11 protein-coding genes and 1 tRNA gene are annotated in these 12,665 nt (G+C 68.0%); 5 read left to right on the forward strand and 7 right to left on the reverse strand.

Annotation, left to right across the window (positions count from 1 at the left end; genetic code table 11):
• Positions 1–99 precede the first annotated feature (99 nt).
• Complete coding sequence (locus tag AC5Y4T_RS03395; protein WP_499915527.1) at positions 100–387, forward strand: hypothetical protein; 288 nt, start codon at positions 100–102, stop codon at positions 385–387.
• Between the two features lie 48 nt (positions 388–435).
• On the opposite strand, the gene AC5Y4T_RS03400 is transcribed toward AC5Y4T_RS03395, so the two are convergent.
• On the reverse strand, positions 436–2,424 hold the full coding sequence (locus AC5Y4T_RS03400; RefSeq protein WP_499915529.1) for a TPM domain-containing protein: 1,989 nt from the start codon (positions 2,422–2,424) through the stop codon (positions 436–438).
• An 88-nt stretch (positions 2,425–2,512) separates the two neighbouring features.
• Between AC5Y4T_RS03400 and AC5Y4T_RS03405 the strand changes: the two genes are divergently transcribed.
• The 3 genes from AC5Y4T_RS03405 to dnaG all read left to right on the forward strand — a co-directional run bounded on the left by AC5Y4T_RS03405 (position 2,513) and on the right by dnaG (position 6,451).
• The gene (locus AC5Y4T_RS03405) at positions 2,513–3,778 is read left to right on the forward strand and encodes a deoxyguanosinetriphosphate triphosphohydrolase (RefSeq protein ID WP_499915530.1); all 1,266 of its coding nucleotides are present in this window, start codon (positions 2,513–2,515) and stop codon (positions 3,776–3,778) included.
• Positions 3,779–3,845: 67 nt separating this feature from the next.
• A complete protein-coding gene (sodC, locus tag AC5Y4T_RS03410; RefSeq protein WP_499915531.1) occupies positions 3,846–4,463 on the forward strand; it encodes a superoxide dismutase[Cu-Zn] in 618 nt (205 codons plus the stop codon).
• A 29-nt stretch (positions 4,464–4,492) separates the two neighbouring features.
• Positions 4,493–6,451 carry a DNA primase gene (dnaG, locus tag AC5Y4T_RS03415; RefSeq protein WP_499915533.1) on the forward strand — a complete coding sequence of 653 codons (1,959 nt, stop codon included), beginning with the start codon at positions 4,493–4,495 and terminating at the stop codon, positions 6,449–6,451.
• Here dnaG and AC5Y4T_RS03420 read toward each other — a convergent pair.
• Positions 6,435–6,713 carry a hypothetical protein gene (locus tag AC5Y4T_RS03420; protein WP_499915535.1) on the reverse strand — a complete coding sequence of 93 codons (279 nt, stop codon included), beginning with the start codon at positions 6,711–6,713 and terminating at the stop codon, positions 6,435–6,437. The genes dnaG and AC5Y4T_RS03420 overlap by 17 nt on opposite strands.
• 140 nt (positions 6,714–6,853) lie before the next feature.
• Between AC5Y4T_RS03420 and AC5Y4T_RS03425 the strand changes: the two genes are divergently transcribed.
• Positions 6,854–6,926: transfer RNA gene (locus tag AC5Y4T_RS03425), tRNA-Asn, on the forward strand.
• A 6-nt stretch (positions 6,927–6,932) separates the two neighbouring features.
• Here AC5Y4T_RS03425 and AC5Y4T_RS03430 read toward each other — a convergent pair.
• From AC5Y4T_RS03430 to cysK, 5 genes are all read right to left on the reverse strand, one after another.
• A complete protein-coding gene (locus AC5Y4T_RS03430) occupies positions 6,933–8,309 on the reverse strand; it encodes an NtaA/DmoA family FMN-dependent monooxygenase (protein ID WP_499915536.1) in 1,377 nt (458 codons plus the stop codon).
• The gene (locus AC5Y4T_RS03435) at positions 8,306–9,427 is read right to left on the reverse strand and encodes an LLM class flavin-dependent oxidoreductase (protein ID WP_499915538.1); all 1,122 of its coding nucleotides are present in this window, start codon (positions 9,425–9,427) and stop codon (positions 8,306–8,308) included. The genes AC5Y4T_RS03430 and AC5Y4T_RS03435 overlap by 4 nt, the downstream gene beginning before the upstream one ends.
• Entirely contained in the window at positions 9,424–10,539 is a 1,116-nt protein-coding gene (locus AC5Y4T_RS03440) for an LLM class flavin-dependent oxidoreductase (RefSeq protein WP_499915539.1), read from the reverse strand. Before AC5Y4T_RS03440 ends, AC5Y4T_RS03435 begins: the two co-directional genes overlap by 4 nt.
• Before the next feature lie 202 nt (positions 10,540–10,741).
• Entirely contained in the window at positions 10,742–11,425 is a 684-nt protein-coding gene (gene cysE, locus AC5Y4T_RS03445) for a serine O-acetyltransferase (RefSeq protein ID WP_499915540.1), read from the reverse strand.
• Between the two features lie 2 nt (positions 11,426–11,427).
• Positions 11,428–12,360 (reverse strand): cysteine synthase A, encoded by a 933-nt coding sequence (gene cysK, locus AC5Y4T_RS03450; RefSeq protein WP_499915542.1) that lies wholly within the window; start codon positions 12,358–12,360, stop codon positions 11,428–11,430.
• Between the last annotated feature and the right edge of the window lie 305 nt (positions 12,361–12,665).

The raw sequence follows: 12,665 nt of genomic DNA on the forward strand, positions 1-12,665 counted from the left end.
CTTTTTTCCTTCTGTTTGTCTTACGATGTGAGCCGGTGGGTGTGAATTCGATTCGCCACAGCGCCCGAACGCTCTGATCGGCTGTGGAAGGGGGCAGGGGTGCTTTTGCCTCTCCGTTCGCCGTTGCCGGATGACACGGTGTCGGCAGTTCGCGGTGAGTCCGGCATGCTCGGCGGTCTGTCGGTCCCGCTCAGGTGGGGCGTCGTCGTCCCGCCAGACGACTACGACCATTGGGCGCCGAAGCCGGAAATCGACCCCGAACCTCCCGAAGATACGCCCGACGATGGCCGCCCGGCTGCGGCTACAGAAGGAGCGCGCAGCGGGCGGGAGGGCGACACGATGCCGCGGAAACCGGGCGTGATACCGCATTCCCCGGCAGCTGGTTGAGACCGGAGAAAACCCAAAGCCGTTGCGAGCGCCGATGTCCGGCGCTGCTCAGAAGCGGCCGCCGCCACCCATGAAGCCGCCGCCGGACGCACTTGGGCTGCCGCCGAACGAGGTCGGGCTCCAGCCGCCGAATCCACCCCGCATCCCTCCGGCCAGGACGTTGCCGATGATGATGCCGCCGAGCATCGCACCCATGTCGCTGCCGCCGCGGCCCAGGTAGGCGCGCTGCGCCAGTTGCACGTCGTCGTTGGCCAGGGACTGCGCCGTGGCAGCCAGCGTCGACGCCGCATTCGCGTGCGCGATCGCCTCGGTCGGGAGTGTTGATCGTTTGTCTTGTGCGGCTTGGAGGTGCCGCTTGGCTTCGGCCAGCCGGGTGCGCGCCTCGGGACCGATGCTGCCCCGACGCGTGTCGACGTAGTCCGACACCGCACGCACTCGCGACTGCGCGGTGAACAACGCCTGCTCCAATGACCGGTTCAGCTGTTCGGCGGCGGCCTGCTCCTGGGCCAGCGTGGCGAGTAGCCCATTGAGGTTCGCGTCGGCCTTGGTCAGCTGTCCGAATTCACCCAGCGGATCGTCCGAAGCACCGGCTCGTGCGCTTTCGACGGCCCTGATGGCCGCGTCGCGCGCCGCGGCCAGATCGCTGGCGTGCGCGGTTTTGAGGTTCGATGTCTTGTGCCGCAGTTCGTCTGCGCGCGTGATGTCGTTCTGGATGTCGGTCATCGCCGACGGCAGCCGGTCGATGGCGTGCTGGATGTCGCCCGCCGCGTGGTCGACCGCGTCGAGCAACGCGCGCGCTTGGCCGAGCGCCGACTCGGCGGCGCGCACGGCGTCGACCAGAGGGGATTGCTGTCCGCTGACGGCGTGGGCGGCAAGCTCACGCGCAGCGCCGATGTTGCGGTCGGCGAACGCCAACCTCTCCTTGGCGGTCGTGACATTGCCGGACACCGAAGTCAGCGCGGCAGCGCTGAACTCCTTGTGCAGTGCGGCAAGTCGTTGTTCGGCCGGCGCGACGCGGGTGGTGAGTTCCACGTACTGCTGCGTCAACGAGTCCAGGCGGGCGGGGGCGTTGATCACCAAATCGCGCAACTTCTCGAACGCCTCGGTTTGCGACTCCAGTTCGCGGTCGGCGCGCGCCGCCGAGACGACCACCCGGGTGAGCAGGTCGCGGCGCTGCGCGGGGGTTTCGGGCATTGCGTCGTCGAGCTGCTGCCGGATCGTGAATGCTTGAGACAGAGCCGCTTTGGCGTTCGTCACCGCCTGCGTGAATGGGCGGGTGCGGTCTTCACCGAATTCGGCGACCGCCAGGTCCAATTCATTGGCGCTGGTGCGTATCGCGTTGTCGACGTCCACCACCAGTTCGCGGGAGAGATCGTCGAGTGCCTGCGGCGGCACCTCGGCCAGCGCGGTGGCGTCGGTGGGATCGACGCGGCGTGCCGCGGCCAACGCCGCGGCGCGCCGGCGCCTGCCGCGATGACGCATGACCAGCAACAGGACTGTCAGCGCGAGCAGAATGCCCGCCAACACGGCCAGCAGGGCCACTCGGCCCGACGATCCCGGCGAGGTGTCCAACCCGTTGGCCGCCGCAACGGCGGCACCGCTCCAATCGCCGTTGTGCAGGTCGGGCTCGATGCTGTTGCGCCGCAACTTGTCGACCTGATTCGAGTTGACGCTCTTGATCGTGGACGGCACCAGGAAGGCGTACTGACGGCTCACGGTGCCGACGGCCAGCAGCGCGTCGTAGTCGCCCAGGTCGCTACTGCTCAGGGTGCGGCGTGCCCAGTCTGCGGCGGGCTGCCCGGAGAAGTCGTCGACGTAGACCACCCACAGCCGGACGTGGCGGTCGGTGTACAGCTTGTTCAGGGCGGTGTTGACCGCGCTGCGCCCGGAATCCGACAGCGCGCCCGCGCGGTCGGTGATGTAGTCGGCCAACCGGAATGGGGGCTGCGCGCCGGCGGTCGGCGCCGGCAGCAACCCGCCGCTGAGGCCGACGGTGAGGATCGTCGCGATCACGGCGATCAGGCGAGCGGTGCGCATAGGGTCAATCTAGCCCCGCGACGATGCAGGCCAGTAGGCCTGAGTCGAGCCGGACTCCGGCAGGCAATCCCTGGCAGACTGTGCCTCGGTGACCGGGAATCAGCACGACCCATACGACGACTTCGACCGTCAGCGACGGGTGGCCGAAGCGCCGAAGACTGCCGGTCTGCCGGGTACCGAGGGTCAGCACCGCACCGACTTCGCCCGCGATCGCGCGCGGGTTCTGCACAGCGCCGCATTGCGTCGATTGGCCGACAAGACCCAGGTGGTCGGGCCCCGGGAAGGTGACACACCGCGCACCCGGCTGACGCACTCGCTCGAGGTGGCCCAGATCGGGCGGGGGATGGCGATCGGGCTGGGCTGCGACCTCGACCTGGTCGAGCTGGCGGGGCTGGCCCACGACATCGGCCACCCGCCGTACGGCCACAACGGTGAACACGCGCTGGATGAGGTCGCAACGGAGTATGGCGGCTTCGAGGGCAATGCACAGAACTTTCGGATCCTGACCAGCCTCGAGCCCAAAGTCCTTGATGCGCAAGGCAATAGCGCGGGGCTGAATTTGACGCGCGCATCGCTGGATGCGGTCACCAAGTATCCGTGGTTCCGCGGCGAGGGGCGGCGCAAGTTCGGGTTCTACGACGACGACCGTGAGCCGGCCGCCTGGGCCCGGGCGGGTGCTCCGGAGGGCCGGATGTGCCTGGAGGCGCAGGTGATGGACTGGGCCGACGATGTGGCGTATTCGGTGCACGACGTCGAGGACGGTGTGGTGTCTCAACGCATCGACCTGCGGGTGCTTGCCGACGATGACGAGGCCGCCGCATTGGCCGCGCTGGGGGAGACCGAATTTTCGCGAGTGCGCGCCGACGACCTCATGGCGGCCGCGCGGCGGCTCTCCGCTTTGCCGGTGGTCGCGGCCGTCGGCAAGTACGACGCCACGCTGGCGGCGTCGGTCGCGCTCAAGCGGTTGACCAGTGAATTGGTCGGTAGGTTCGCCTCGGCCGCCATCGCCACCACCCGCGCGGCGGCCGGTGCCGGACCGCTGGTGCGCTACCGGGCCCAGCTGCAGGTTCCCGACCTGGTACGTGCCGAGGTCGCCTTACTGAAAATCCTGGCGCTGCAATTCATCATGTCCGATCCGCGGCATCAGGAAACCCAGGCCGGACAGCGTGAACGCATCCACCGGGTGGCGCACTGGCTGTATGCCGGGGCGCCACGAACGCTCGACCCGGTCTTTGCTGCGTCCTTCAACACCGCTGCCGACGACGCCGGCCGGTGGCGGGTCATCGTCGATCAGATCGCGTCGTACACCGAGGGCCGGCTCGAACGCATCGACGTCCGCCAGGTGCGGCCGTAGTGGCCGGTGGGCATCAAGTCGTCCGGTCCGGGAATCAGCAGACCCGCCGCGAGTTAGGCTGCCCGGCATGAAGAAATTCAGCGGCTCGCCCTTGGTGGCCTCGTTCTTGATGGGACTTCCCGTCATCGCCATGACTGCCTGCAGTTCACCGCAGCACGCGAGCACCCAACCGGGCACCACGCCTCCGGTGAAAAGTGGCGCTCCGGCGTCGTCCGGTGAGACGACCACCCCGGCACCCGCCGGCGGCTCGCTCAACGCGGAACTGAAGACGCCCGACGGCCGCTCGGCGGCCACCGCGACCTTCGACTTCACCGGCGGCTATGTCACCGTCACCGTCAAGACGGTGGCGCCCGGCATCCTGACGCCGGGCATCCACGGCCTGCACGTGCACGAGATCGGCAAGTGCGAGCCGAACTCGGTGGCGCCCACCGGCGGTGCGCCCGGCAACTTCCTGTCCGCCGGCGGTCATTACCAGGCCCCCGGCCACACCGGTAAGCCCGAAAGCGGCGACCTCGCGTCGCTCGAGGTCCGCCAGGATGGCTCGGCATACCTGGTCACCACCACCGATTCGTTCAACCGGGACGATCTGCTGGCGGGCAACAAGACCGCGCTGATGCTGCACGGCGCCCAGGACACCGAGAACGCGATGGATCGGGTCGCCTGCGGTGTCATCGGTACCGGCTAGCATTCGCCGTCGCGCCTTAGACTGAGCCGATGTCAAGCCCGGCAGGTTCACGCGCCGAGGGCGATGGCCGTTCCCGGGGTCGCGGCCGGATTCCCGACCGCGATATCGCGGCCATCCGCGAACGGGTGCGCATCGACGAAGTCATCGGCGATTACGTCCAATTGCGGCGCGCCGGCGCCGATTCGCTCAAAGGCCTGTGCCCATTTCACGACGAGAAGTCGCCGTCGTTTCACGTCCGCCCCAACCACGGCCACTTTCACTGCTTCGGCTGTGGCGAGGGGGGCGACGTCTACGCGTTCATCCAGAAGATCGAACACGTCAGCTTCGTCGAGGCCGTCGAGCTGCTGGCCGACCGGATCGGCCACACCATCAATTACTCCGGCTCAGCAACCAGCGTCCAGCGCGACCGCGGTAGCCGCAGCCGGCTCGTCGCGGCCAACGCCGCGGCAGCGGAATTCTATGCGGCGGCGCTGGAATCCGACGAGGCCGCTCCGGCCCGGCAGTACCTGGCCGAGCGGAACTTCGACGCCGGCGCGGCCCGTCACTTCGGTTGCGGCTTTGCACCGTCGGGCTGGGATTCGCTGACAAAACACTTGGTGCGCAAGGGTTTTGAGTTCAAAGAACTGGAAGCGGCCGGCCTGTCGAGGCAGGGACGCCGAGGACCGATGGACCGCTTTCACCGCCGGTTGTTGTGGCCCATCCGGAGTTCCGCCGGCGAGGTGATCGGCTTCGGTGCCCGGCGGTTGTTCGACGACGATCCGATGGAAGCCAAGTACATCAACACGCCCGAGACGCTGCTGTACAAGAAGTCCAACGTGATGTTCGGCATCGACCTGGCCAAACGCGACATCGCCAAGGGGCACCAGGCGGTCGTCGTCGAGGGCTACACCGACGTGATGGCGATGCATCTGAGCGGGGTCACCACCGCCGTCGCCTCGTGCGGCACCGCGTTCGGCGACGAGCATCTGTCCATGCTGCGCCGACTGATGATGGACGACAGCTTCTTTCGCGGCGAACTGATCTACGTGTTCGACGGTGACGCGGCCGGGCGGGCCGCCGCGCTGAAGGCCTTCGGCGGCGAGCAAAACCTGGCGGGGCAGTCGTTCGTGGCCGTCGCGCCGGACGGCATGGACCCGTGCGATCTGCGGCTGAAGTCCGGCGACGGCGCGCTGCGCGACCTGGTGGCGCGGCGAACGCCGCTGTTCGAATTCGCGATTCGTTCCGCGCTCGCCGAGATGGATCTGGACAGCGCCGAGGGCCGTGTCGCCGCGCTGCGCCGCTGCGTGCCGATGGTGAGCCAGATCAAGGACCCCACCCTGCGCGACGAGTACGCCCGTCAGCTCGCGGGCTGGGTCGGCTGGGACGACGTCGCGCAGGTCATCGACCGGGTGCGCAGCCAGGCGAAGTCCACCAACACCCAGGCCCGCGGCGGTTCTGCGCCCAGGGCTTCCCGCCGCGTGGCCGAGCCGGCGCCGGACGCAACCCAGGCCGCCGCCGCCAGCCGTCCAGACCCGCGCGACCCCACCCTGTGGCCACAACGGGAGGCGCTCAAGGCGGCCCTGCAGTACCCGGCGTTCGCGGGGCCGGTGTTCGACACGCTGACCGTCGAAAGTTTCACCCATCCCGGGTACGCGGCCATCCGCGCGGCCATCGAGACCGCGGGCGGTACGTCGAGCGGTGTCACGGGCGCGCAGTGGATCGAGGCGGTGCGTGATCAGGCCTCGTCGCCCCTGACGGCCGGCCTCGCCAGCGAGCTGGGCGTCGAGGCCATCCAGGTCGACGAGGAGAAGCTGCCGCGCTACATCGGCGGTGTCCTGGCCCGGCTGCAAGAGGTGTGGATGGGCCGCCAGATCGCCGAAGTCAAGTCAAAGCTGCAGCGCATGTCCCCGATCGACCAGGGCGACGAGTACCACGCCCTATTCGGCGACCTGGTGGCGATGGAGTCCTACCGTCGCAGCCTGCTGGAGCAGGCTAGCGGCGGCGATTAGACGGTGCCAGCGCGGCGTCGGCCGAGCCGGCGACGTCACGTTCCATGATGGCCGTCTGGTCGTCGATCTCCGTCAGCGTGACAAAACCGGCGTCGGGGGAGATCCGATTGGCGACCCTGCGCCGTCCCCCTTCGATCATCGACTTGGCCACCGGACTGCTGGTCAGCGCGCGATAAGTGCCGACCAGCTGCTCGTACCGGCGACGCCCGGCCTTCGAGCCCAGCACGTAACCCAGTCCAAGCACCACGACATACCGGATCAAAACGTTCCTCCCGACGATCGATGGCTTCCATCCTGCCTCACCGGCGGCCGACGCGCTGCGCCGCGCAGGCGATCGAGGCGGTCCACGCTAGTTGGGTGCGGTCGTGCCAGTACGCTAGAGTCGTCCCGCGATCGGGTTAGTCCCCTGTAGCTCAATTGGCAGAGCATTCGGCTGTTAACCGAAGGGTTCCTGGTTCGAGTCCAGGCGGGGGAGCATTTCTCAGCCGACGGCGGCCTGATGCGCCGTCTGCCCCGGGGTGGGCAACAAGCCCAGATGCTCGCGCAACGTGTGGCCGCGGTATTCGGTACGGAAGCTGCCCCGCTCCTGCAGCAGCGGGACCACCCTGTCTACGAACTCGTCGAGGCCGTGCGGCGTCAGGTGCGGCACCAGGATGAAGCCGTCGCAGGCATCCGACTGCACATAGCGATCGATCTCCTCGGCCACCTGCGCCGGAGTCCCGACGAACTGCTGGCGGCTGGTCACTTCGATGATCAACTCGCGGATCGACAGGTGCTCGGCTTCGGCTCGGGCGCGCCAGGTTTCGGCGACCTTCCGGGGGTCGCCGTGCCGGACCCGCCCCCGGGTGATGTTCGGGTTCTCCACGGGCTCGACGGCCGGCAGCGGCCCGTCGGGGTCGTAAGACGAAAGGTCCACACCCCACACCTGCTCGAGGAACGCGATCGCGGTCGGACCGCTGACCTGCTGCTCGCGGATATGACGGGCGTTGTCCTGCGCATCGGCGGGGGTGTCGCCCAGCGCGAACGTCGCGCCGGGCAGCACCTTGAGCTGGTTGGGGTCCCGCCCATAGGCCGCGGCACGGCCCTTCACGTCGGCGTAGTAGCGCTGGCCCGCCTCGAGCGACCCGTGCAGCGTGAACAGGGCGTCGGCGTGCTTGGCGCCGAAGTCGCGACCGTCGTCGGAGTCGCCGGCCTGCAGGAGCACCGGATGGCCTTGCGGTCCGGCGGGCAGCGAGGCGACGCCGCGGACGCGGAATTGCGGACCGTCGTGTTCGATGCTTCCGATGAGGGCCGGATCCGCATAGACTCCGGCGTCGACGTCGGCGGCCACTGCCTCGGGCGCCCAGCTGTCCCAGAACCGCCGCGCCACGGCGATGAACTCCTCGGCTCTGCGATAGCGGTCAGCATGGGCGAGAAACCCGCCGCGCCGGAAGTTCTCCCCGGTGAACGCATCCGAGGAGGTGACCATGTTCCAGGCCGACCGCCCGTCGGACAGGTGGTCCAGCGTCGCGAATTGCCTTGCCACCTCGTAGGGTTCGTTGAACGTGGTGTTGATGGTGCCGGCGAGGCCGAGGTGGTCGGTGACCGCGGCGAGCGCGGCCAGCACCGTGAAGGTGTCCGGCCTGCCGACGACGTCGAGGTCGTGAATTTTGCCGCGATGCTCACGCAGCCGCAGGCCCTCGGCTAGGAAGAAGAAGTCGAACAGTCCCCGTTCGGCTGACTTCGCCAGGTGCACAAACGATTCGAACGCGATTTGGCTACCCGCGCTCGGATCGGACCACACCGTGGTGTTGTTCACCCCTGGAAAGTGCGCACCCAAATGAATCTGCTTGCGGCGCCCAGCTTCTCGAACGATCATCCGGTCAATCCCCATCGTTTCGCGATCAGTTCATGCGAGCGCAACCGGTCGACATGCCGGTGCGTCACGGAGGTGATCACCAGTTCGTCGGCATCGGTGACCCGGCGCAGCAGGTCGAGCCGATCGGCGACCTCGTCCGGATTGCCGACGAATTGTGTTGCGGTGCGGTCTGCCACCAACGCCTGCTCGTCCTCGGTCAAGGGTTGGCAGAAGTCGGGATCCGGGTAGGGGATGGCGCCGTGCCCACTGCGGATGGAATGCACCCAGCGACCGTAACCGGACGCGAGGTGGCGTGCGGTCGCGCTGTCCTCGGCGACCACGACGTCGGCCGAGACCACGACATACGGCTCGGATAGCCGGGCGGACGGTCGGAATGCGTTGCGGTACGCGGTGATCGCATCGATCGCGGTGCCCGGGGTGATGTGGTAACTCGCGACGAACGGAAGCCCACGCGCACCGGCCACTTCGGCGCTCTGGCCCTTGGTGCTGCCGAAGATCCATGGCGTCAACTGGGCGTGCTCGCCCGGGACGACGTGCAGTTCATGGCCATTGACGGTATAGGTGCCGTCCAGCATCGCCTCGATGTCTGCCAGCTGGTCGGCGAAGTCCGGGGGTTGCGCGCACGGTTGAGCGAGGACGGAGCCCTGAGCCCGGATCCGGTCGCTTTTCATCAGCGGCGTCTGGTCGAAGGGCGCGGGGATCACAACCCCGGCTACCTCACGCCAGGGCGTGGGCGCACGTTCGGATACGGCCGGAGACGAGGTGGCCGCCTCTTGGCGCCGCTGCCCGGACCGGCCCAGCCCCATGTCGATGCGGCCGGGATAAAGCGCGTCGAGGATGCCGAAGCTCTCCACCACGGCAACTGCCGTCGTGTGGCCCACCTGTACCGCCGCCGACCCGACGTGGATTCGTTCTGTGGCCGCGGCGATTTGGCCGATCAGCGTCACGGGTGACGAGCTGGCCACCGCGACGAAGTGGTGCTCGGCGAGCCAGTAGCGCCGGTAGCCCCAGCGCTCGGCGTGCTGGGCCAGGTCGATGGTGTTGCGCAGTGCCGTCGCGGCGTCGCTGCCGGCGCTGATGGGTGCGAGGTCGAGGATCGACAGGGGAGTGACGGTCATGACGGGACCGCCGCGTAGCGGTTCGGCGCCGGCGCCAGACCCAGGCGTTCGCGCAGTGTTTCGCCGTCGCGGTAGCCGCTGCGGAACCGGCCGGCGTGCTGCAGTCGCGGCACCAGGTCGTCGACGATTGCGGGCAGGTCGACGGCGTTGATCGCGGGCCGCAGCCGCACCCCGTCTACCCCGGCGTCCTGCCAGGCGAGCAGGAGCTCCGCCAGATCGCTTGTGTTGCCGGTGAATACGTGCGCGTCGGACGAGAGGGCCGCCGCCGGTGCCAACGGGTCGTCGGCCAGCGACACCACCAGATCGGCGTAGACCAGGATCCTCCGGCCCGCGGCGCGCTGCGCGAGGCCGACCTCGGCCACGATCGCACGCAGCGAGCGCTCGTCGCGCGGGGTGATGAAGACCAGGTCAGCGTTCGCGGCGGCGAAATGGTAGTCGGCGTGTGCCAGCGCCGTCACCACCGGTTGGCCCTGAGGCGGCCGCGGGGTGATCGACGGTCCCTTGACCGAGAAGTATTTTCCGGCGAAGTCAATGTAATGCAGCTTGTCGCGGTCTATGTAGCGGCCGGTTGCAACGTCACGGATGACGGCGTCGTCCTCCCAGCTGTCCCAGAGACGGCGCACCACCTCGACGGCGTCGGACGCTTCGTCGAACAGTGCGTCGCCGTCGGGGGCGGGCCGCCTGCCGAACAGCGCCGCTTCGTGCGCCGTCGGGCTTACCCGAATCTGCCAGCCAGCGCGGCCATGCGAGATATGGTCCAGTGTCGCAATCGCTTTCGAGACGTGGAACGGCTCGGTGTGTGTGACCGTCGCGACGGGAATCAAGCCGATGTGTCGGGTGGCCGGCGCGATCCGGGCGGCCACCAGCGTGGCATCGGCGCGTCCCGCCAGGCGCCGCGGGGAGATTTCGGCACGGTGCCCGGGTTGTGCGTCCAGGCTGTCGTCGATGGTGAGGAAGTCCAGCAGTCCACGTTCGGCGGTGGCGGCCAGCGCGGCCCAATAGCGACCGCTGAGTTGGCCGCCACCGGTCGCGTTGTGCGCGAACGCGTATCGCCACGCCTGGGGGTGCCAACCGTAGCCATCCAGCCCCACCGCCAGATGCAGCTCGGTCATGGGTGCTCCTGGAAAGTCACACCGTCACGCAGCGTGGTCATAACTCACTGTGCAACGCTGCGGGCGGCGATGCATTCCACGGGCGCGTTATGTTCAGCGTGAGTAATACTTCGCCGAGCTCAAGGACGCCGAACGCGGCGAGCACGGTTCGGTGCAGGCTGGCCAATACCGCCCATCAGACCGTGTTGAGCTGAGCCATCTTTCAGATGGAGAAATCCTCGCCATGCCAGACACCGGCTTCCGGCGGCCTGATGACGTGATTGGTTTGGGAGCCGTCCGCTTGGGCTTCGAGTCGGGTCACGCGGGTCAGCAGCGATTGCAGGCTGACGCCGACGAGGTCCGGCATCATCGAGTCGTCCGGGCTGCCTGGACGGCTGCGGCTGATGACCTGTCCGGGCACCCCGATGACCACGGAGCTCGACGGAACCTCCTTGACCACCACGGCATTGGCGCCGATGCGGCTGTCGTCGCCGACTTTGATCGCGCCCAGAATCTTGGCTCCGGCGCCGATGATCACCCGGTCACCGATGGTGGGGTGTCGTTTTCCGGTGTCCCTGCCGCTGCCGCCGAGCGTGACGCCGTGGTAGAGGGTCACGTCCTCGCCCACCTCGGCGGTCTCACCGATCACCACACCGGTCGCGTGGTCGATGAACAGGCCGGGGCCCAGGACGGCACCGGGATGGATTTCGACGCCGGTCAGAATCCGGGTGATTTCGGCGGTGATACGCGCGGCCAGCTTTGCACCGCGCCGCCACAGCCAGTGGTTGATGCGGTGGCACCAGATGGCGTGCACGCCCGGGTAGGCGAAGACCACCTGCAGCGTGGTCGGAGCGGCCGGATCGCGCTCCTTGGCCGCCCGGATGTCCCGTCGTATGGCTTCGAGCACGATTAATCTGCCAGGTCGGCGAACAACGGCGTGCTGAGGTACCGCTCGCCGAAGTCGGGTAGCACCACGACGACGAGCTTCCCAGCGTTCTCGGGCCTGCGGGCCACCTGCAGCGCGGCGACCACCGCCGCCCCCGAAGAGATTCCGACCAGCAATCCCTCCTCGGCGGCCAGCCGCCGGGCCAGGGTCATGGACTCCTCGTTGCCGACGGCGATCACCTCATCGACCAGATCCATCGCGAGCACGGGCGGGACGAACCCGGCGCCCAGGCCCTGGATGGGGTGCGGCCCTTTCTGCCCGCCGGACAGCACCGGCGACCCGGCCGGCTCCACGGCGACGAATTGTGCTGAAGGCTTGCGTTCCTTGATCACCTGCGCCACGCCGGTGATGGTGCCGCCGGTGCCCACACCGGCGACGAAGATGTCGACCTTGCCGTCGGTGTCGCGCCACACTTCCTCCGCGGTGGTGGCGCGGTGGATCGCGGGGTTGGCCTTGTTCTCGAATTGCTGTGGCACGAAATACCGTTGGTCGCTTTTGGCCAGTTCCTCGGCCTTGGCGATAGCGCCCGGCATGCCCTCGGAGCCGGGCGTCAAGACGATCTCGGCGCCCAAGGCGCGCAACAACATTCGTCGCTCGACGCTCATGGTCTCGGGCATGGTCAGCACGCAGCGGTAGCCACGGGCCGCGGCCACCAGCGCCAGGGCGATGCCGGTGTTCCCGCTCGTCGGCTCGAGAATGATCGTGTCCGGCTTGATGAGGCCCGCCTGTTCGGCCGCGTCGATCATCGCGACGCCGATGCGGTCCTTGACGCTGTTGCCCGGGTTGAAGTACTCCAGCTTGGCGACGACGTCGGCGACCGCACCTTCGGTGACCCGGTTGAGCCGGACCAGCGGGGTGTTACCGATCAGTTGCGTGACGTTCTCCGCGATGCTCATCTACCTATTGTCTCCAACGACGTAGGACCAGGCCTGGGCCTGCCAGCTAATATCGAACTCTATGTTCATCTCGGCGGGGATGGCTAGCGCCACCGGGTTGATGCGCTGCTACGCCTCGCCCGTGAGCACGCGTCCGCGCAGATCGCAAACTGTTTCCGCGCCGCCGGGGACCCGAGGAATTCAACAACAACAGCAACAGCAACAGCAGTCCACGGCAAGGTAGCGCGACGGGACAAAGCGCGGTTGTGCGGGGCGTTGCATGTCACCACTATAAAGCATCGGGCCTGGTCGGTCGTTTGGCTCGG

The sequence above is a fragment of the Mycobacterium sp. NGS11 genome (genome assembly GCF_059813315.1).

Excerpts from the sequence above, each read along its gene's own strand:
- AC5Y4T_RS03400 (WP_499915529.1), bottom strand. The coding sequence starts at position 2,424 with ATGCGCACCGCTCGCCTGATCGCCGTGATCGCGACGATCCTCACCGTC.
- sodC (WP_499915531.1), top strand. The coding sequence starts at position 3,846 with ATGAAGAAATTCAGCGGCTCGCCCTTGGTGGCCTCGTTCTTGATGGGA.
- dnaG (WP_499915533.1), top strand. The coding sequence starts at position 4,493 with ATGTCAAGCCCGGCAGGTTCACGCGCCGAGGGCGATGGCCGTTCCCGG.
- AC5Y4T_RS03430 (WP_499915536.1), bottom strand. The coding sequence starts at position 8,309 with ATGATCGTTCGAGAAGCTGGGCGCCGCAAGCAGATTCATTTGGGTGCG.
- AC5Y4T_RS03435 (WP_499915538.1), bottom strand. The coding sequence starts at position 9,427 with ATGACCGTCACTCCCCTGTCGATCCTCGACCTCGCACCCATCAGCGCC.
- AC5Y4T_RS03440 (WP_499915539.1), bottom strand. The coding sequence starts at position 10,539 with ATGACCGAGCTGCATCTGGCGGTGGGGCTGGATGGCTACGGTTGGCAC.
- cysK (WP_499915542.1), bottom strand. The coding sequence starts at position 12,360 with ATGAGCATCGCGGAGAACGTCACGCAACTGATCGGTAACACCCCGCTG.